The sequence below is a fragment of the Porphyromonas circumdentaria genome, from assembly GCF_900167105.1.
Taxonomy (GTDB): Bacteria; Bacteroidota; Bacteroidia; order Bacteroidales; family Porphyromonadaceae; genus Porphyromonas; species Porphyromonas circumdentaria.
In genome coordinates this window covers 133187-154803 of the sequence record NZ_FUXE01000003.1, presented here as the reverse complement: position 1 = coordinate 154803, position 21617 = coordinate 133187, and the positions used below count along the sequence as shown (strand labels likewise).

Here is a 21617-nt window from a genome sequence, read left to right as displayed (position 1 = left end):
TACTCGAGGGGGTTGGGTTATTTCTTGGTGGTTGTTTTTTTCTTGGAAGAAGTCTTTTTAGCTGCTTTCTTCTTGGGGCTTATTTCTTGTCCCTTGATAATCTCTAAGCACTCCTCATAAGAAAGAGTGGCAACACGCTCTTTTTGCTCTTTTGAGAGCTTATAGTTGGCACCGCCGTGCTTGATGTAAGGGCCGAAACGCCCGTCCCTAACCGAGAGAGTAGCATCTTCCGAGAATTGCTTGAGAAGAGACTTTTGTTCGGCTTCTCTTTTGTTCTGGATCAGTTGTATTACCTCTTCCAACGATATTTCCAATGGGTTGGCCTCCTTAGGAATGGAAACAAAAGCTCCAGCATGCTGTGCATAGGGACCAAATTTACCAATGGCAACCTTAATGGGACTGCCCTCAAAATTTCCTAATATGCGAGGTAACTTGAAAAGATTTAGTGCTTGCTCCAGAGTTATAGTCGATAGGGATAGCCCTGGGGTCAATGAAGCATATTGAGGTTTTTCCTCTCCTTCATCGTTTTTACCTATTTGTACGAGAGCTCCAAAACGCCCGATACGCACAAATACGGGTTTCCCTGTTTGAGGGTCTTCACCTAAGTATCGTTCTCCTCGGTCTGTACTGGCGTGAGACCCAAGGGCCTGCTCTACCAATGGGTGGAAAAGAAGATAAAAGTGCTTGAGTGCCTCTGTCCAAACTAACTTGCCCTCTGCAATCAGGTCAAACTGCTCCTCGATAAGAGCCGTGAAGTTATAGTCAATAACTTTGGGGAAGTACTCTACCAAATAATCATTAACGACCTCTCCAATATCAGTGGGTATGAGTTTGCCTTTGTTGCTTCCTGTTCTTTCCAAACGTTTTTGTAAACGAGGTTCTTGAGAAAGTCCGTCAGTTGCCTCCCAAATGTAATCCATATGAATACGCTTTTCACCCAATTCAGAACCCCGCGTAACATACTCTCTATTCTGAATTGTTTGGATAGTAGGCGCATAGGTAGAAGGACGGCCGATGCCCAGCTCTTCCATCTTGCGCACTAAGGAGGCCTCTGAGTAGCGTGCAGGGGCGTGAGAGTAGTGTTCGCGAGCTACGATAGCTGTTAAATCGAGCTGCTCTCCCTCTTTTAGGTGGGGTAGTTGATGGGTTTTCTCTGTTTCCTCCTCGTCTCCCTCTGAAACATAATTGTAAAGACGGAGAAATCCATCGAAAGTCAGTACTTCGCCCTCGGCAGTAAAGAGATCGTGTGTCTTTTCAGACTCTAATGAAACAATCGTTCGCTCAAGACAAGCTTCTGCCATTTGAGAGGCTAAGGTGCGTTTGCGTATAAGATCGTACAATTTCTCTTCCTGTGCTGTACCCTTTATAGCTTCTCTTTCTATATAGGTAGGGCGAATAGCTTCGTGTGCTTCCTGCGCTCCTTTACTCTTTGTCTTATAGGTGCGGTACTGATAGTATTCCTCGCCCCACTGCGATTTTATCACTTTGGCGGCTGTATTCAAAGCCAGAGAGGAAAGATTTACAGAGTCGGTTCTCATGTAGGTAATATGCCCCTCTTCGTAGAGCTTTTGCGCTACGCGCATGGTAACGGAAACGGGAAATCCTAACTTCCTTGCTGCTTCCTGCTGTAATGTTGAGGTAGTAAAGGGTGCAGATGGCGTTCTACGGGCGGGCTTACTCTCAATCCTTCGCACCACAATGTGTCCCCCTACGTTTCTTTTAATAAAATCGATCGCTTCGGAACTATGAGAGAAAGTATCTTTCGCCTCTATACTAAAGCTGTGCGCACTCCCGTTGGCTACATTTGCCGATATCTTATAGGAGGATACACTTTTGAAAGCTCGTATCTCTCGCTCTCGGTCTACTATAAGGCGTACGGCAACGGATTGTACGCGCCCCGCCGACAGAGAAGGCTTAATACGTTTCCAGAGCAATGGCGATAGCTCAAAGCCTACCACGCGGTCCAAAACACGTCGCGCCTGCTGCGCATCGACAAGATTGATATCTATGTCTCTTGGGTTTTGAATCGCCTTTTCGATGGCTTGAAGGGTTATTTCGTGAAATACGATACGTTTTGTCGGTTTCCCCTCTCTTTTGAGCACTTCATATAGGTGCCATGCAATAGCTTCTCCCTCTCGGTCTTCATCGGAAGCCAACCATACCATATCGGCATTATCAGCTACTTTCTTTAGTTCGCGTACTACACTCTCTTTATCTTCAGATACTTCGTAGTCTGGGCGGAAATCGTTTTCAATATCGACACCGAAAGATTTTTTTTTCAAGTCTCGTATATGTCCGTAACTGGAGAGCACTTTGTACTCTTTTCCAAGGAATTTCTCGATTGTTTTTGCTTTAGCAGGCGACTCTACAATCACCAAATTGGGAGTTTTTTGCATCGTTATTGCATCTTTTACAGTTGCAAAGTTAAGGGAATAGTTTCCAAAAATCTCTTTTTTACACAGTTGGGCTGATTTTTTATTGTGCTTTCACCTCTTTTGTAAAGGTACATTTCATTTAATGCATGCTCTATAGAATTGCCGTTTCCCTATCAAGAAGTGCGATGGGGGTGTATTAAACATCGCCCCTCAAAAGCAGTCCAACGTTTAGAATAAAGGAAAATAAATTGAGTATGAACGTAACCAGAGTACCCCATAGGGGCTTCTTCTCCCGTGCTTTGGCATTGCTTTTGCTTTTGGGCTTATCTTTTGTGGAATTGTTGTATGCTCAGACTTCTTACTCTCTGAAGGGTAAAGTGCTTGATGAGCATACGGGCGAGGCTTTAATTGGGGCTAATGTACGCCTGCTTTCAGCTTCTGGAAGGCAATTAGCGGGGGTATCCACTGATTTGACTGGAGGTTTTTCCCTGTACCAACTACCTGCGGGTAATCATAGCTTGCACGTAAGTTACATAGGCTATCAAGTCTATAATCTAAGTATAACGTTGCCTCTACAGGACAAGGAGATTAGTATACGCCTTTTGGAAGATAGCAAACAGCTCTCTACTGTTGTAGTGCAGTCTCGAGCTGCTGATATGGGCATGAAAGGAGATACGGTTGTTTTCAATGCCAATGCCTATCGCATGGGGTCGGGCTCTTCATTAGAAGATTTGATTAAGCGACTTCCAGGGGCTCAAATAGATGAGTCTGGGAGCATTGTTATCAATGGGAAAACGATTCAGAAGATAATGGTAGATGGGAAAGAGTTTTTTTCTGGCGACACAAAGACCGCAACAAAAAATCTCCCTGCCGAAGTTATAGAGAAAATAGAGATGTTGGACCGCAGAAGTGATGCCTCTCGTATGGCAGGCTTTGACGATGGCGAGGAGGAGACACTACTAAATTTATCTTTCAAACCTCAATACAAGGAAGGTTTTTTTGGCAATGCCTTTGGCGGATATGGTACGAATCGTCGTTTTGAAGCCAATGCAACGCTCAATAATTTCTCGGGTGCAAATAGATTGACCCTCGTAGCTGGAGCGAACAATACTAACAATAAAGGTATTAGTGATATCTCCAATAGCAGAGGGCAGGGAGGGCCACCCCGACGAAGTGCTCCTGTGGGGATAACGACCTCAGCTACTGCTGCGATAGATATAGCGCATACACTCCACAAAAAAGTGGAGGTAGAGGGAAATGTACGCTATGGTTACTCAGACAAAGTGATAGAGGTGGAAAACGCCATCGAGTATATCCGTTCGGGAAGAGCTAATACTTTTGCATCGGAACAGTCACACAATCGTAAGCGAGAGCATGGAGTGGGTAGCAATCTGCATTTTGCCTACAAGCCCAATAGTTTAACGGAGATACTTTTTCAGCCTGATTTTCTATGGGGAAAATATCTGGAGGAGGGCCGTGAAGCGACGCAAACATTCGATAGCTTCTATAAAGAGCAAACACAGTCTGATAAATCCTACCTTACAATGGGTAATAATCTGCAAACAGCAGGAGTACTGAACATCAGCCGAAAACTATCGACAGAGGGTAGAGTTGTGAGCCTAAAAGTGTCAACGAACTATACAAAAGACGACAGAGAGGGTGAGCATGCAACCGCATTTCTCCATCGACTTGACGACACGCGTAACGAGTCCCTCCGATTATTACAAAAAGACCTAACACAGCGGATTTCTGTTCTCACCCATCTTTCTTACGTAGAACCTTTGGGAAAAGGCTTTCTCTTACAGGGAGAGGTAGCGTGGAGAAACGACAGGAGAGTAGGTTTGCGAGATGTTTACACACCTGATGTCAATGGTAACTACACCTTTTATGAGGAGCGTTATGCCACCTCTTTTGTAAACCAACTATCGGGCTATAATTTTGCTCTTAATCTGCAAAGAAGAAGCGACCTCTATGATGTTACGTTAGGAATAGGCGGAGAACCCATTGAGATGCAAACCAGTTTTCCTTTCGGTACTATGGAGAGTATTTTAAAGCATAAGTTTAACATCTCACCTCGTGTAACCCTCAACTTACGCCCCAATAAACAAACTACCTGGAGGCTGGACTATCGGGGAGACTCTGATATGCCCGATGTGTACGCGATGATACCCGTTGTAGACCCTACCAATCCGCTACAAATCACCATAGGTAATAGTGAGTTGGCTCCATCTTTTACTCATCGACTACGTTCTTCTTTCCGTACTTATAATCCCGAAACAAGAGTGTCGATCAATCTTTTTACCCGAGCCACTTATACGTTGAATGACATTGCTCCCTCCGTAACTTACGACGGTGTATCGGGACGACAGACTATTTGCTATCGCAACGTCGATGGCAACGCCATGTGGCGTATGTTCGGTATCTCTTCTATGCCTCTTTTTACTCCACTTCTAACGCTCAATGCGGGGGGAAGAGTATTATTTACGCATCAAAAAGGCTTTGTAGAGGAGCGTGAGAATGTAGCAAATACTTGGGTTTTTACCCCCCTTGTGCAGTTATCCTACATCAAAGGGAGCGTCTATACCCGTTTTAATGCCTCTTTGGAGTATAGAGGTACGACCAACAGCTTAGACGGCCTAACAAGATGTGCATGGCGATTTCAAACAGGTCTTGAGGGGGCATTGGATTTACCCATTGGTATAAAATTGGAGTCTGACGTCACTTTCCGTAATCGCGCAGGGTATGGAGAACGTTATAATTCAACAGAGTGGATTTGGAATGCAGCCCTTTCCTATACGTTCTGGAATAAGCAGGCTACTTTGCGCCTAAAATCGTACGACTTATTGGGGAGTGAAACAGGGATTTCCAGAGCTGCAACAGCCCTTGACCTTACAGACAGTCGCACCAATGTGCTCGGGCGATACGTTATGCTTCACCTCATTTACAACTTTGGTAGCTTTAGCAAAGGGGCTTCGCAAAGTGATTTTCAGTCCTTTGGTCGCATAGGAGGACGCCCTTCATCCTCCGTTATGTAAGGCGAAGTGAGCATTTTTGCCGAAAGTGTTTATTAGCTGAGTATCTTATCGTACCTTTGTCCGAGAAGAATATAGTTAGCAAATTAAATCTACCATACTATGGCAAGAGTATTAATAATAGGAGCTGGGGGTGTCGGCACAGTAGTAGCCAAAAAGGTGGCTATGAACCATGATACCTTTACAGACATAATGCTGGCAAGTCGTACTAAATCAAAGTGCGATAAAATTGCAAAGGAAATAGAGGAGTCTCTGGGGGTAAAAATCCAAACAGCCTCTATAGATGCCGATAAAGTACCCGAGCTTGTGGCTCTCTTTAAGGAGTTCAAGCCAGAGTTGGTTATCAATGTGGCTCTTCCTTACCAAGACTTAACCATTATGGATGCTTGTCTTGAAACAGGTGTCAATTACCTTGATACCGCCAACTACGAACCCATCGACGAGGCTAAGTACCAGTATAGCTGGCAGTGGGCTTATCAAGATCGCTTTAAGCAGGCGGGTTTGACGGCTATTTTGGGTTGTGGTTTCGACCCTGGAGTAACGAGTGTATTTACGGCCTATGCTGCGAAACATCATTTTGATGAGATTCACTACTTAGACATCGTAGACTGTAACGGCGGAGACCATCACAAGGCTTTTGCCACCAACTTTAATCCAGAGATTAATATCCGTGAGATAACCCAGAAAGGGAAATACTACGAAAATGGTGAGTGGATAGAGACAGAGCCTCAAGAGATACACCGTCCGCTACACTACCCAGGCATTGGAGTGAGAGAAAGCTACTTGCTGTACCACGAGGAGTTGGAGTCTTTGGTGAAAAACTTCCCAACTCTCAAAAGAGCTCGCTTCTGGATGACTTTCGGCGAGGAGTATCTTACCCACTTGAGAGTGATACAGAACATCGGTATGGACAGTATAGAGCCTATCAACTACAACGGTATGGAGATAGTGCCTATTCAGTTCCTAAAGGCCGTTTTGCCTAACCCTCAAGATTTGGGGAACGACTATACGGGGGAAACCTCTATCGGTTGCCGCATACGAGGAGTAAAGAATGGCGAGGAACACACCTATTACATCTGGAACAACTGTAGCCACCAAGCGGCTTTCCGTGAGACGGGTACACAGGGTGTTAGCTACACCACAGGAGTACCTGCTACTGTAGGAGCAATGATGTTCTTCAAGGGCTTGTGGCGCAAGCCTGGAGTGTTCAATGTAGAAGAGTTTGATCCCGATCCTTTCCTCGAAGAACTTGCCAAGCAAGGGCTTCCATGGCACGAACATTTAGATGTAGACATCGAGTTTGAAAAGTAACACGCTAAATACTCAATAGATGCAGTTTTAATAATCCCTCTGTCCTATCCACTACGGAGTTATGGGCAGGGGGATATTTCTTTTTATCTTTACGCCATTATGAGTTACATACGTTTAGACAATCTAAGAAAGCACTATACACCGCAAATACCCAAAGTGCTCGAGAGTCTACCTCGGGTAGAGGTCTCTACAAATTACGCACCGATAGAAGAGTCTGTCTCGGCCTTCTTTCCTGCCACCTTTGGGCTACCTCTTTTGGAGCTCAAGGAGAATTTCTCTTCGGAAGAGCTCTCCGCTCCCTCTCCGCTCAATGTAGGGGTACTTCTCTCGGGAGGGCAAGCTCCTGGTGGGCATAATGTAATTGCTGGTATTTTTGATGCTTTGAAGAGTTATCACCCTGCTTCCTCTCTTTTTGGCTTCCTCATGGGGCCTGGTGGGCTGCTTAAAAATCAGGTAAGAGAGCTTACGGCCGATGTTATCAATGCGTACCGCAATTCGGGAGGGTTTGATATGATTGGTTCAGACCGTACGAAGTTGGAGAAAAAGGAGGACTTCGATACCGCACTTAAGGTAGCACACGGACTTAAATTGCACGCTCTTATTATCATCGGTGGGGACGACTCAAATACCAATGCGGCACTTCTTGCCGAGTATTGTAAAGCAATCGGAGACCCATTGCGCGTAATAGGATGCCCCAAGACGATCGACGGAGACTTAAAAAATGCTTGGATAGAGGCCTCTTTTGGGTTTGACACTTGTGCCAAAGTATATGGTGAGCTTATCGGTAATATCCAAAGAGACTGCTACTCTTCCAGAAAGTATTGGCACTTTATAAAGCTTATGGGGCGTTCTGCCTCGCATCTCACTTTGGAGTGTGCCCTGATGACCCAGCCTAATGTGGCTATTATCAGTGAGGAGATTGCTGCACACAACCGCTCTTTGGGTGATATTGTGAGTCAGTTGGCAGACGTGGTAGTGATGCGCTCTGAGCGAGGCATGGACTTTGGCTCGGTGCTAATTCCCGAGGGGCTTGTAGAATTTGTGCCGAAAATGCGTTTACTCATTGCAGAGTTGAATAAAGTTTTGGCTGAGAACGCTCATAAGTTGCATCTGGTCAAACGCACACAAATACTCAATTATTTAGCTGGTAAGTTGAGTGAAGAGAGTGCCTCTTTCTTCCTTTCATTACCCAAAGAGATGGCGTATCAGCTCTCTATGGAGCGAGACCCTCACGGCAATGTGCAGGTATCTCGTATAGAAATAGAAGAGCTTATTGTTACTATGCTCAAAAAAGAGTTGGAAAAACGCCGTAAGAAAGGAGAATATAAGGGTAATTTTTCTGCTCTAACGCATTTCTTTGGCTATGAGGGACGTTGCTCAATGCCCTCTAACTTTGATGCCTCTTACTGTTACTCCTTGGGCCGCACCGCATCTTACCTTGCCATTGCGGGACACTCGGGCTATATGGCTGCTGTGCGTAACTTGGTAAACCACCCCTCTGAATGGCAACCTGCAGGCATACCTCTTACCCTTATGATGCACTTAGAGGAGAGAAAGGGAGCACTTAAAGCCGTTATTAAGAAGTCTTTGGTCGATATTGAGGGGGCACCGTTCCGCTACTTTCGTAAGCACAGGCACGAGTGGGCAGAGGGGATCTCGTATCACTATCCAGGCCCCATACAGTACTTTGGTCCATCGGCGGTTTGTGATAATACGACCATTACCCTAAGGTTGGAGAATCATCTCGACCCAGAGGACGAAGAGTACGGTAGCGAAACCCTCTTCTAAACTTCTCTAAAAAGGAATAATCTCTTTTTATCACGCTCTTTAGGAGTGTTTTTAGTCGTAGAAAACCCCTCGGACAACGTATGTTCGAGGGGATTTTTTTATTCTTTAGAGCCAGTGTAAATTTTTTCCCTATCTGTGGACTATCTTTCAACAAACGACACAAAAGACATCGCCATACGAGGGCTCGGGAGAGCCCACAGCCAGCTTTTTGCCTTTTCCTTTCGCTTTTTTTATGCATACATTATCATAAACAGAGCTTTATACGGTAGTGTCCCTATAAATGCCATCAATAGCAGAAGTCTATTGGGCAAGTAAAATAGGTAAAAAAGAGCTTCTATCTACGCCCTAAAAACTTTTGGCATACAAAAAAAACTGTTTTGCACCCACAAATAAATCCCTTGAGATAGAAGTTATTCTATATTTACAGATTACGTATATATATATTCAACCTGCAAATACATATATTTAGATTGAATATATGTATATTCAATCTAAATATAAAGAAGAGCCTGTAAGAAAAAGAGTTTTGATAGGGAGAGTTACAACTTTTTCACTAAGAGGAACAGATTAGTAGGAGTAGCCTTTACTTAGTTATTAGCAAGTCTCTCATTTTTTACCCAAAAGAAGATAAAGTAAGAAGACACTATCCTATCTCGTATTCCCCTCACACAATCACACATTCTATACAAAGGAATATTAAGACGTGCAGGTCAAAATCGTACCGCAACAGAAGCAGTCGAATGATTTCTTTTTGCATTTGCCGCCAAAGTTGCGTAAGAGGTCCATTCACATAGACCTTTTACAACTCCCAACAACGCCCTGTTTTCACAAAACTATACTATTAGAAAAGAAAAAATCTTCCGTAACTCTCCATTAGGTATAAGTCGTTACTTATTAATAGGGATTTTGTTATTCTTTTTTAAGGCATACCTTTGCCGTAGTTGATTTTAGCAACCCCGCACTTCGATTGGAGCTATTCGCTCCGTTTAACTATAAAGAAGAGTTTGAGGGTAACCTTAGAATAACCTAATAACAAAGAAATAATAAGGTATGAAACATCAAGACTACAAAAACAAAAAAGAAAGAGGGCACTACCCTTCTGAATGTACTACAATTATCGTAGGACGAAGAATGACCTGCGACGGCTCTATGATCGTGGCACGCTCAGAGGACTGGAATGCCATGTTTGCCAAAAACTGGGAAGTTTATCCCGATAAGAAGGAGGGGCCCAAAGAGTTTGTTGCCTTAGATAGCCCATTCCGATGCGAACTCCCCACCGAGTCGTTGGGCTATACGGCATTGGCTCCCTATCATCTGCCTGGACATTGGGGAAGTGCAGGCTTTAATTCAGTAGGTGTGGGAATGAGTGCCACGGAAAGTATCTTTAGCAACGATAAGGCACTACAAGCCGATCCTTTGGTAGAAAACGGAGTAGCAGAGAACTCGGTTTTCAATATCGTATTACCCTACATCCGCTCGGCACGTGAGGGGGTAAAACGATTGGGCGAACTGATCGAAAAGCACGGTATAGCCGAGGGCTTCGGAGTAGGCTTTGTCGATGAACAGGAAATATGGTACTTAGAGACCGCTTGCGGGCATCGTTGGCTGGCTTGTCGCATACCCGAGGAGCAATACTTTGTAACGGGCAATCAGAGCCGCTTCCGTGCCTACAATCCCGAAGATAAAGAGAACTATATGGCCTCTGCCGATCTTATCGATTTTGCCATAAAGCATGGACTATATGACCCCTCTCATGATGGCAAATTTGACTTTCACGAAGCCTATGCCCGAGATATAGAACTCGACACTACCTACAACTATCCGAGAGTGTGGGGATTGCAGGCGATGTTTAGTCCCGATATAACCAACGATGTAACGCGCAACGATTTTCCCGTTTACGCACGCGCCAATCACCCCATTACGATGAACGATTTGCGCAAGGCATTCCGCTTCCACTACCAAGGTACGGAGCACGACCCCTACTTACACGAAAATCCGCAGGAAAAATACCGTCCTGTCTCTATATTCCGTACTACGCAAACACACATCTTACAGGTACGTTCGGAGCTTCCTGCCGCTATCGGATGTGTAAACTATGTAGCTATGGGGATGGCGGCTCTGGGCGTATTCCTACCACTATATCAAGGCGTATCTTCCTATCCAGAGGCCTATCTTAAGGGAACAAACCACTCCAGCAAAGACTCTGCCTATTGGAAGTTCCGCAAGGTACAAACCCTCGGGATGGTCAACTTTAACCGCTATGCGCCCATTATACAAGAGACTTACGCTCGTTTTGAACAGGAAACTGCACAACGCCAGCGGGAAATGGAAGAGCAATATATGGCAGTGTACAAAACGCAACCCATCCATGCTCGAGAACTGTTGCAGGCTTTCTCTGACCGTATGCTAAAGTTGGCACTGGAAGTTACCGATGCTCTTATCGAAGAGCTATTCACTCGCTTGACAGAAGATATACAAGCCGAGTATCGCTTTGCAGGAGCTTAAGGAAGTCCTTCGAAAGAGTTATTGTGTCACCTCTTCTATTGTTGTGCAAACTCTTTTGTGGGAAGTAGAGCGCATATTTTATCTAAGATAGCCTCTTGCGGTAGGGTTGCATCGATGAATATGGGATTGAGCCCTCTACGTTTCATCCCTCTAAACCACGTCATTTGGCGTTTGGCAAACTGACGAATAGCTACCTCTAACTCGGTAATCATAGTATCTAAATCAAGTTTTCCTAAGAGGTAGAGGGTAATGTATTTGTACTCCAAACCATATTGAATTAAAGTTTCAGCAGGTACCCCCTCATTGAGTAAAGAACGAGTCTCTTCGATCATACCCTCGTCAATTCTACGACGCAGTCGCTTACCAATGCGTTCCCAACGTTCGGGAGCTTCTAACGAAAGGCAGAAAAGGTAGTGGGGGAGGGTTAACTCATTTTTTTGTGAGAGGATTTGAGATTGTTTGCCAGTATGACGTTCGTAGTAAGAGGCTATCTCTATGGCTCGAATAGTGCGACGTACAGATGAAGTATCGGTTTGAGGTACGCCCTTAAAGCGTTGTAAAATATCCAATAAATCTTTGTGAGAGAGGTGTAGTAGCTCTTGGCGCAAGGCATCATTCTTAGGAGCCTCTGTTAAGGAACGACCGCCCAAAGCCGTCTCGGCATAAAGCCCAGAGCCTCCTACCAAAATAGGTGTTTTGCCCCGCTCTTCAATAGAAAGGAGGGCTTTGTTGAAAGCCTTTTTCCATCGGTACAAGTCGTACACTTCGCCTGGCTCTACAATATCTATCAAATGATAGCGTATAGAAGTGCCATCGGGTAGGGTGTACTCACTGAGATCCTTTCCTGTACCGATATTCATCCTACGATAGACTTGTCTGCTATCGGCACTCAGTATCTCTCCCGATAAAAGAGAGGCAAGACCTACCCCAAGGGAAGTCTTGCCTGATGCTGTTGGACCAACAATTGCTATTAATGGAGGCTTATTAGTCATTGTAGGTTATTTTACAATAAATAGAGAGGGTTAGTTGTGTTCCTTGAGGATAACATCGTGCGCGCCACCCTCTACGATGCTTGTTGCCGATACGAGTGTAATCTTGGCATTGGATCGTAGTTCTTCCAAATTGGCCGTTCCGCAACTGGACATTGTAGCTTTGATCTTCATTAAAGTCTGGTCTAAGTTGTCCTTCATAGGTCCAGCATAGGTTACGTAGCTATCTACGCCCTCCTCAAACTTCATACCCTTAGTATCATCTCCGCCCGTATCGTAGCGTTGCCAGTTTTGGGCACGATTGGATCCTTCTCCCCAGTACTCTTTTACAATGTTGGGACCGATCTTAAGTTTGCGCGTAGGAGACTCGTCAAAACGAGCAAAGTAGCGTCCCATCATCAAGAAGTCAGCTCCCATAGCCAAAGCTAAAACCATGTGATAATCATGCACGATACCTCCATCGCTACAAATAGGAATGTAGATGCCCGTCTCTTTGTAGTACAAATCGCGCTCACGAGCTACGTCGATAACAGCTGTTGCCTGACCTCTACCGATACCCTTTTGCTCACGGGTAATACAGATAGAACCACCACCGATACCTACCTTAATGAAGTCCGCCCCTGCTTCTACCAAGTAACGGAATCCCTCGCCATCTACCACGTTTCCTGCTCCTACCACGATGCGATCTCCATACTGTTGCTTAATCCATTGCAAGGTCTCTGCTTGCCATATAGAGTAACCATCGGAAGAGTCTATACAGAGTGCATCTGCCCCTGCTTCTACCAGTGCTGGTACTCGCTCTTTATAATCTCGAGAGTTGATACCAGCCCCTACGAGCAGTGTTTTACTTATAGGGTCCAAGAGTTCATAGGGATTTTCTTTATGACTATCGTAATCTTTGCGGAATACGAAAGAGAGCAAACGTCCCTCTTCGTCGATGATAGGAAGCGTATTCAACTTATATTTCCATATGAGGTCATTGGCCTCGCTAAGCGTCAAACCCTTAGTTCCTACATGGAGCTTTTCCAATGGAGTCATAAACTCCGAAATCTTTCTATCCAAAGGATCGGTACTCAAACGGTAGTCACGCCCTGTAACGATTCCTTTTAGAAAACCATTGGAGGTGCCGTCATGCGTTATACCTATGGTAGAGTGCCCTGTTCTCTTGGTTAGAGCGATAACATCGCTAAGAGTTTGGTCGGGACTGAGGTTAGAGTCACTCGTTACGAAACCTGCTTTGAACTTCTTTACTCTACGTACCATCTCTGCTTCTTCCTCGATAGGTTGAGAGCCGTAGATAAAGGAAAGCCCCCCGTTACGTGCCAACTCTATCGCCAACGTGTCATTAGATACGGACTGCATTATGGCAGAAACAAAGGGTATATTAAGGCTAATCTTTGGCTTTTCTCCCTGTTTAAAGCGAGAGAGAGGTGTACGCAACACTATCTTATCTGGGGTCGTTGTGTGGGTTGTTAAGCCAGGTACAAGGAGATACTCTCCGAAAGTATGCGAAGTTTCTTTTAGAAAAATAGCCATAGATATATAAGAATGCTTTATAAATAGTCAATGGATACGGTGAAGAGTAGAAGTTGGGTAGATAATGCAACTACCTACTTCTTTCTTCTTTTATCTGATACGATTACTAATGCGTACTAAAATGTAGTCTTTGCGAATACCTTGATGCGCCAAGAAAAGTAAAATAGGCGTTATAATCGGAAGGGCTATGGCAAACTTAAAACTAAAGTTTGCTTCCAAGCTCTTTACAAAGCCAAATGCCAAAAACGCAGCATACACAATGAATCCAATGGATAGCAGTAGGGTAAACATACATACTCTCATCTGTAGCTTTCTATTCTTGAAAAGGAAAATGGTTAGGAAGGAGAGGAGTACTATGATCACATCCAGAGAGAATAAACCCCAAAGAATAGAGTGCTTCTCTCCTGTAAACATATTCCGCAACCAAATACTTGTCATTTCAAAGTTTTCGCTTCCTAAAAGGCCACTTTTGGTAAAAAGAGCCATAGGGTAAATCAGAACTAAAGTCATAGCGACTCCTGCCAAAAGTAACCATAGGGTTTGTATTCTCTGCCACATAATTCTCGGGGAATAAATAGGGAAACTTACTGTAAATTACTTCTCTTTCTTTTCTTCTTGCAAGCGGTGATAAATCTCGCCATGCTCATACTCATAAGTGGCAACCAAGGTAGGTTTAGGCAAGCGCTCGTAGTAGCTGGAGAGCTCAATCTGTTCTTTATTTTCTTGTCGCTCTTCAAGATTATCCACTCCAACACTAACTTCTTCCAGTTTAGCCTTTAGTTCCTCTTGCTGCTCACGTGCTATTTGGTTGGCCCGCTTGGCTATAACTACCACTGTTTCGTATAGGTTACCTGTAGCTTCTGACATTTGAGATGTAGAACGTGTTATAGCCTCTGTAGGAATGGCATTTTTCTTTTTGCTATTCATTGTATGTATAATCTTAGTGTTATCGATAGAATTAAATAAGAGGGGGGGAAAGAGAATAATCTCTATAAATCGTTATTTATGAGACTCGAAACTTTTTTGTAAATCTGCTCGGCCTCTTTCTTATATTTTCCCTCTGGGAACTCGTTTATATAGGTAAAATAACGATCGGATACGTTGCGCAAGCGTGATTGTACGCGAGACTCTACGCTATTCAAAGCCTCTTTATAGGAGGCTCTGAGTATCAGTATCTGAAACTCCTCTCTATACTTTGTATAAGGGAAGTCTTTTAGAGCATTGTTGGCAGTTACGATGGCTGATTGATAGTTATTGCCAAGGTACATCCCCATGTCGTAGTACAACTTTGCTGCGAGGTACTCCTTGTAAGAGAGTTTGTCTTGGAGTTCAAAAAGCATCATTTCAACCTCTTTTCTGTATTCGCTTTGAGGGTAATACTCAATGAAGTTTTGCAACTCCTGCAATGCCATATAGGTGGCATTCTGGTCGAGTTTGGCTTCTGGAGAAATCATATACATAGCGACCCCTGCTTTATAGCGAGCTTCCTCAGCCTGAGGCCCCTTGGGGTAGGTGTTGTAATAGCGGCGGAAACACTCTGCAGCTGTTTCTCCTTGAGCTTGTTGCAAAGAAGACTCTCCCAACATAAAAAGAGCTTGAGCCCCTTCGTTAGTGCCATCGTAAGCAGAAACCACATCGACTAAAAGATCTGCAGCTTTTGACCATTTCTTTTGATTGTAGTATTTCTTGGCATAATCATACTTCAATGCCGTATTGGTAGATTTCTGTACTCGCGTAAACTCTCCGCAACTTGAGAAGGAAAGTATCATCAGAGGGACAAATACTCCCAAACACAATTTATTAAGTCTTTTCATACTTCGTACATCAAATTCCTAAAAACAGATTACCTGCCAATATTGGTTTACAAAGGTAGAGAAATTTAGATTAATACCCATAGGGAGTTCTTTTGTATATGCCACACATTCAAAGGTATTATTCAAAATAGCTTCCTTCTGGTATATGAAACCCATTCAAAAAAGCAGAAATATCTAATCTCTTCTTGCCTGGAGCTTGTAGGGAGCGTATCGATAATACTCCCTCTTGGGTTACCACATATAAACATCCTTTGGGCGCAGGTAAAAAGGAGCCAACTCGGGGGCGTTTTTTCAGAGAGGCAGAAGAGTAGTCCACAATAACCTCTGTCTCAAAAATCTTGTAAACGGCAGGTGTATCCGTTTGCCCTTTTTCTACCAATGTGGTCCAGGCAGAGGGGATTGGTGATAATCCCCGAACAAGATTATGAATAGCAACGGCTGGTTGATTCCAAGAGATACGAGTATTTTCTTTGGTTAGTTTATGTGCGTAGAGCGGTTCACCCTCTACCAGTTGTTGAATACCTCGGGGTAATAGACCTTGGTTAATAGTTTCTGATAAAGTCTCTTTGAGTAGAAGTACTCCTTCCTGTGCCAATAAGTCGTGGGTTGCTCCGAAATAGTCTTTTTCAGAAAGAGATATAGTACGCATGGCTATAACATCGCCTTGGTCCAATTTGTCTGTCAATGAAAATAGAGACACCCCCGTCTCTTTATCGCCAGCGATTAGGGCGTGATTAATAGGGGCAGCTCCTCTCCATCTGGGCAGAAGGGAAGCATGCACATTAATAGTCCCCATAGAGGGCAACCGCCATACTTCTTTGGGTAGCATCCTGAAAGCAATAACAATACCCAATGTCGGGTTTAAAGCTCGGATGGACTCCAAAAAAGATTCTTCTCGCAGTTTCTCGGGCTGAAAGATGGGAATCCCCAAGTCTACAGCAAACTCTTTTACGGGAGACCCTTTTAGTTTATGACCTCTCCCCGCAGGTTTGTCGGGGGTGGTTACAATCCCTACAACGTTATAACATTCTTCTATGAGAAAACGAAGGTGTTCAACAGCAAAAGATGTAGTTCCTAAAAAAAGTATACGTAAATCCTCTTTTTTCATATCAATTCTATTTTAGTCTCCTTGAGATAGTTGCGAGAGTACTTCTCGATAGGTGTTGAATATTTTTGACTTGGACACAAACCCCAGATAGCATCCGTTTTCATCAACAAGGGGGAGGTTCCAGGCTTTTGTTTCATCAAACAGTTGCATAATGACATCCATAGTCATCGTTGATACAATCTTCCCTGGAGGAGAAACCATAAACTTGTTCACATGCAGCCTGTCGTATAAATCGGGGCGGAACATTATGTTCCTGATGTTGTCCAGTAGTACAATCCCTTGAAGATGATTATTACTGTCTACAACGGGGAATACATTACGTCTACTATTACCAATCACTTGAACTACATCTCCCAAGCTCATTTCTGGACTTACCAACTTGAATTCTGTCTCGATTACACTGTTTAGGTTCATCAAAGTCAATACAGCTTTGTCTTTTTGATGGGTTACCAGTTTCCCCTGTTCGGCAAGGCGTAAAGAGTAAATACTATGGGGCATGAAGATACGAATAGTAAGGTAGGAGCTCAAAGAGACTAGCATGAAAGGAAGGAATAGGTTATACCCTCCCGTCAATTCGGCGATTAGAAAAACCCCCGTTAGAGGGGCATGCATTACAGCAGACATCATACCCGCCATACCCATAAGGGTAAAATTCTTTTGAGGTAAGTATTCCTTTACAAAAGAGAAATAATTAAGCACATAAGAGAAGACAAAGCCGCTCAATGCCCCAACAAATAGCGTAGGAGCAAACAAGCCCCCACACCCTCCTCCTGAGTTGGTGGCCACAGAAGCAAAAACCTTGAAGAAGAGTATTAAAGCAAGAAAACCGAAAACCGCCCAATAAGAATCGCTCCATGAGGAGAAGAAAGAGCCGTCAAGCACCGAAGGGTATTGTCCCGAAAGAAGAGCATTTATGGTATTATATCCTTCTCCATAAAGCGGGGGGAAAAGAATAATGAGAATACTCAATATGATGGCCGAAACGAGGAAGCGATAGCCGTATAGCTTTATGTGTTTAAGACGTCGCTCCAAAAAGAACATAATCTTGGAAAAGTAGAGAGCGATAAGACCACAAAAAATGCCAAGTAAAATGGCATAGGGTATGCGAGACGACACAAAAGGATCACTTTGATAGAAGCTGAACATCGCTTTAGAGCCTGTCATGATGTAAGCTAAAGAAGCAGAGGTTACAGAAGCCGTTAGCAAAGGAAGTACACTTGTAAGCGTAAGATCCAAAAGTAAAACTTCTACCACGAAGACCAAGCCTGTAATAGGGGCTTTGAAAATCCCTGCGATAGCTCCAGCTGCACCACAACCTATTAAAAGCATTAGATTGCGTTGCTCCAAACGGAACAGGCGACCTAAATTGGACTCTATGGCTGCTCCCGTTAGAACGATGGGAGATTCTGCTCCGACAGATCCCCCCAATCCAATAGTTATGGAGCTCGAAAGGATAGAAGACCACATATTATGAGGCTTAATCCTGCTTTTCCGTTGCGATATGGCAATTAGTATCTTGGTTACTCCGTGGCTGATATCATCACGTACTACGTAGCGTACAATCATGGCGGTAACAAAAATTCCTATAGGAGGGAATATTAATAGGAGATAGTTACGCTCAATAGCCGCATTAGTGACTTGATGCTGTAAAAAGTGTACCAACTCTTTTAGAAGAGTAGCTGCAAGAGCAGTGGCAACTCCTACCATAAAGCTGACTATGAGTATAAAGTAGCGTTCTTTTATAGTGCGTTCTCGCCAAAAGATGAAACGCATTAGAAGGGAAGAGAGTTTCTGTGTAATCTCTGTTTTCATTATTTACCTGCTCCTTTTACCAAAACACTTATTGTGTGAAAAAGCACTGTTAAATCCATTTTCAGCGACATATTACCGTAGTATAGCCAATCATATTTTAGTCTCTCGGTCATCTCATCGAGATTGGAGGCATATCCATAGCGTACCATTCCCCATGAGGTTATACCTGGTAGTACATTGTGCAGTAGATAATAGTAGGGGGCTCTATCCACGAGTAAATCTATGTAAAATTGTCTTTCGGGACGAGGTCCTACAAAACTCATGTCTCCTTTCAGTACATTGAATAGTTGAGGGAGTTCGTCCAAGCGATACTTCCTGAGTATTCGCCCTATGGGAGTTATCCGTGTGTCTCCATCATGGCTTAGCTGTGGTCCGTTCCTTTCACTATTCTTATACATGGTACGAAACTTATAAATCATAAAGGGTTTTCCTCGCTTACCGATGCGCTCTTGGGAAAAGAAAATTTCTCCTCGGGATGATTTTCGAACTAAAATAGATAAGATTAAAAAAAGAGGGCTCAAGAGCACCAAAAGAGAGAAAGAGGCGAGACGATCAAAGCACCATTTTACGTTTTTTGCCCCCTCACTCATCTTGGTCTCTGTTACATCTACAAGAGGTATCCCATGTAAAAATGTGGTTTTTATAGAGGGGAGAGGCATCATACCTTCTGCGGTAATTCTGATGGGGCAGCGATAGTGATAGAGTTTATATAAAAGATGTCCCACATTGGAGCTTTCCTCTTGTGTTGAGGCCAAATATATTTCTGTAGGGGGCGTATTATCAAAAATCGTACTAACCTCTCGAGTAATTGCTTCGATGGCTAGATCTGAAGAGCCTTTTTTATAGAAATCTTCAAAGAAAAGTTTCTGCTGAGGGGTAAAACGCATTTCATAAGCTGCAGCAGCTAACTCTTCTACCTGTTTTTTTGTTCCAATCAAAAGGATTTTAGGCCAAAACTCTTTCCTATTTCGTTGTTGAATAGCATACCACGTCACAATAAATCGGAACGAGTAGACTAATAAGAAAGAGGTAAACATCAAGGAGAAGAAAAGTTTGAGGTAACCCTTGGTATCGTGTACAGGATCGTCCACAATAAGCAATAAAAACTCAATTCCTGTACCCAAAACAACCGTCGAAAAGGTTGTCCAAATATCCTCTATTCTACTCTTGTTAAGAGGCTTGTTGTAGTATCCCGAGAGAGCAAATAACAGTAGCCAAAAAGCCCACAAAGAGAGGTACACGAAATAACTTTTTGTGTTAAACAAATAATTATCCAATGTAGCCCAAATGCCATTGGGTGCTTCCCAATAGAAACGGATCGTATTAAGAAGCAGGGAGCTTATTAAGACAGAACAGCTATCTGCTACAAGGTAAAAAAGACGGTACTTAGTCTCGCGTGTCATGAACGAATGATTTTAACTTCGCCATGTATTCCTAATGCTATAATTTGGCTCGCTTTTGCTGGAGTAGTTTCCTTCTGACGTACAGGTACAATGTAATCGACCGCCTCTTTGATTTCGGATGATATTTCTGAAAATATGCTGGGAGAAGAATCGCCCGATAGATTGGCCGAAGTAGAAACCAAGGGGACTCGTATCGCCTTGCATAGTGCTTGAGAGAAAGCCTCTTTTGTAATACGGATACCGATAGTGCGTTCCTCAGATAAAAGAGAGGGGGCCACATTACGCCCCTTAGGATAAATAATGGTTAAGGGGCTTACTGACGCGTCAATCAAATCATAGGCTATAGAAGGCACCTCTTCCATGAGTCCAGATAGTTTGGCATCAGTATCTATCAAAATAAGCATGGACTTACTTTCGGCCCGCTTTTTTATTTTGTAAATCCTTTGTACAGCTTGCTCATTGGTAGCATCGCAACCTAAACCCCAGATTGTGTCTGTTGGATAAAGAATTATGCCACCTTTTTTTACTACCTCGGCAGCCTCTCGTACCGCCTGTTTATAGTCGTTAGTCAAAGGTTCTATCTGTTTCATTGATTTGGAAAGTCTTTGCTCGCAAAAATACTCTTTTTGTAGGCTATAGTGAAATCTCTTTTAAGAAAAAGTTAGAACATTTTTCCGTTCTCTAAAAAGAGTTGTTACCTGTTGGATTAGGAGTCCCTCTCTTTTTAATATGAGTTTGTAGAGCTATAAAGCCATTTTAGAGCTTAACTAACTTGTTTACAATTAGTGCTATAGCCCCATCGCCTGTTACGTTACAAGCCGTTCCAAAACTGTCCATGGCGATATAGAGAGCGATCATGAGAGCTTGAGTTGCTTCATCAAAACCCAATATAGAGTTAAGAATACCGAGGCATGCCATTATTGCTCCTCCTGGAACACCTGGAGCTGCTACCATAGTCACCCCCAACATAAGGATAAAACCTACAAATTGAAGGGGGTCAATGGGCATACCCAACATCATCATCAGGGCAACAGCACAAGAAACTATTTTCAACGTACTACCAGATAGATGGATAGTAGCACATAGTGGTACAACAAAACCTGCAACATGGGGAGCTACTCCGTTTCGTTGTGTCTGTTCCAAAGTAACGGGAATAGTTGCCGCCGAAGACTGAGTACCTAAAGCCGTAAAATAAGCGGGTAACATGGTCCATAAAAGACGGAATGGATTACGACGTGCAATAAGTCCTGCTATGGTATATTGTAACCCCAAAAGTCCTATGTGTAAAATGAAGATTACACCTATGATTTTAATGAAGACCATCATGATATTCCAAGCCTTTCCCGTGAACGTCATCTCTAAGAAAATCCCAAATATGTAGAAAGGTAATAGGGGTACAATTACGGAGGTAATAACTTTGGTGATAATCTGCTCAAAGTCTTCACAAGCTTTTTTTAGGGCATTGGAGGTCAAAGAAGCCATTCCGAGCCCTAGGAGAAAAGCCAGTACCAAAGCCGTCATTACATTGAGCAGTGGGGGAATCTCTATTGAAAAGTAAGGGAGAGGGGTAGTGCCCGTTTCCGTTATGCTCTGCAAAGACTGAGACCCATCTATAAGAGAAGGAAAGGTAAACATACTTGTTACATAAGCCAATCCGCCCGAAAAAATCGTCGCACCATAGGCAATGGCTACGGTTAAAAAAAGCATTCTTCCTGCTCCTTTGCCTATCCCAGCAATGGCTACACTAACTAGACCAAGTATAATAAGGGGAATACAGAAAGTCAAAAACTCCCCAAAAAGTCCATTAAAGGTTTTGAAAATACGCACTACTGATAGGGGGAGTATTTGTCCGAATAAAACCCCTAATACAATTGCAATTATGATACGAGGCAATAGGCCTATGCGAAAACTTTTCATCTACTATCTCTATCTCTAAACATCCTA

General features: G+C 43.5%; 15 protein-coding genes. 4 read left to right on the top strand and 11 right to left on the bottom strand.

All coding sequences use genetic code 11. From position 1 onward, the window contains the following. Positions 1 to 17 precede the first annotated feature (17 nt). Positions 18 to 2396 carry a type I DNA topoisomerase gene (topA, locus tag B5D06_RS02170; protein WP_078736385.1) on the bottom strand — a complete coding sequence of 793 codons (2379 nt, stop codon included), beginning with the start codon at positions 2394 to 2396 and terminating at the stop codon, positions 18 to 20. 233 nt (positions 2397 to 2629) lie between these two features. Here topA and B5D06_RS02165 point away from each other — a divergent pair, with 233 nt between their 5' ends. The 4 genes from B5D06_RS02165 (at position 2630) to B5D06_RS02150 (ending at position 11011) form a co-directional block, all read left to right on the top strand. Further along, a complete protein-coding gene (locus B5D06_RS02165; protein ID WP_078736384.1) occupies positions 2630 to 5410 on the top strand; it encodes a TonB-dependent receptor in 2781 nt (926 codons plus the stop codon). Between the two features lie 99 nt (positions 5411 to 5509). Next, the gene (locus B5D06_RS02160) at positions 5510 to 6718 is read left to right on the top strand and encodes a saccharopine dehydrogenase family protein (protein ID WP_078736383.1); all 1209 of its coding nucleotides are present in this window, start codon (positions 5510 to 5512) and stop codon (positions 6716 to 6718) included. A 99-nt stretch (positions 6719 to 6817) separates the two neighbouring features. Beyond that, on the top strand, positions 6818 to 8506 hold the full coding sequence (locus B5D06_RS02155; protein ID WP_078736382.1) for a diphosphate--fructose-6-phosphate 1-phosphotransferase: 1689 nt from the start codon (positions 6818 to 6820) through the stop codon (positions 8504 to 8506). Positions 8507 to 9556: 1050 nt separating this feature from the next. Further along, the gene (locus B5D06_RS02150) at positions 9557 to 11011 is read left to right on the top strand and encodes a C69 family dipeptidase (RefSeq protein WP_078736381.1); all 1455 of its coding nucleotides are present in this window, start codon (positions 9557 to 9559) and stop codon (positions 11009 to 11011) included. A gap of 35 nt (positions 11012 to 11046) precedes the next feature. On the opposite strand, the gene miaA is transcribed toward B5D06_RS02150, so the two are convergent. The 10 genes from miaA to B5D06_RS02100 form a co-directional block, all read right to left on the bottom strand. Then, positions 11047 to 12003: a tRNA (adenosine(37)-N6)-dimethylallyltransferase MiaA gene (gene miaA, locus B5D06_RS02145; RefSeq protein ID WP_078736380.1), complete on the bottom strand. Its 957-nt coding sequence runs from the start codon at positions 12001 to 12003 to the stop codon at positions 11047 to 11049. Between the two features lie 30 nt (positions 12004 to 12033). Beyond that, on the bottom strand, positions 12034 to 13536 hold the full coding sequence (locus B5D06_RS02140; RefSeq protein ID WP_078736379.1) for an IMP dehydrogenase: 1503 nt from the start codon (positions 13534 to 13536) through the stop codon (positions 12034 to 12036). Positions 13537 to 13626: 90 nt separating this feature from the next. Then, the gene (locus B5D06_RS02135; RefSeq protein ID WP_078736378.1) at positions 13627 to 14094 is read right to left on the bottom strand and encodes a DUF4293 domain-containing protein; all 468 of its coding nucleotides are present in this window, start codon (positions 14092 to 14094) and stop codon (positions 13627 to 13629) included. A gap of 36 nt (positions 14095 to 14130) precedes the next feature. Beyond that, entirely contained in the window at positions 14131 to 14463 is a 333-nt protein-coding gene (locus B5D06_RS02130; protein ID WP_078736377.1) for a DNA-directed RNA polymerase subunit omega, read from the bottom strand. Between the two features lie 62 nt (positions 14464 to 14525). Next, positions 14526 to 15350, bottom strand: coding sequence for an outer membrane protein assembly factor BamD (locus B5D06_RS02125; RefSeq protein ID WP_078736376.1), 825 nt, complete (start codon positions 15348 to 15350; stop codon positions 14526 to 14528). Between the two features lie 118 nt (positions 15351 to 15468). Next, positions 15469 to 16458 (bottom strand): methionyl-tRNA formyltransferase, encoded by a 990-nt coding sequence (gene fmt, locus B5D06_RS02120; protein WP_078736375.1) that lies wholly within the window; start codon positions 16456 to 16458, stop codon positions 15469 to 15471. Positions 16459 to 16470: 12 nt separating this feature from the next. After that, positions 16471 to 18270 (bottom strand): chloride channel protein, encoded by a 1800-nt coding sequence (locus B5D06_RS02115; RefSeq protein WP_078736374.1) that lies wholly within the window; start codon positions 18268 to 18270, stop codon positions 16471 to 16473. Continuing rightward, positions 18270 to 19673, bottom strand: coding sequence for a sugar transferase (locus tag B5D06_RS02110; RefSeq protein WP_078736373.1), 1404 nt, complete (start codon positions 19671 to 19673; stop codon positions 18270 to 18272). The genes B5D06_RS02115 and B5D06_RS02110 overlap by 1 nt, the downstream gene beginning before the upstream one ends. Then, positions 19670 to 20263, bottom strand: a complete 594-nt coding sequence (locus B5D06_RS02105; protein ID WP_078736372.1) for an L-threonylcarbamoyladenylate synthase — start codon at positions 20261 to 20263, stop codon at positions 19670 to 19672. Before B5D06_RS02105 ends, B5D06_RS02110 begins: the two co-directional genes overlap by 4 nt. Before the next feature lie 166 nt (positions 20264 to 20429). After that, complete coding sequence (locus B5D06_RS02100; protein WP_078736371.1) at positions 20430 to 21590, bottom strand: dicarboxylate/amino acid:cation symporter; 1161 nt, start codon at positions 21588 to 21590, stop codon at positions 20430 to 20432. Positions 21591 to 21617 lie beyond the last annotated feature (27 nt).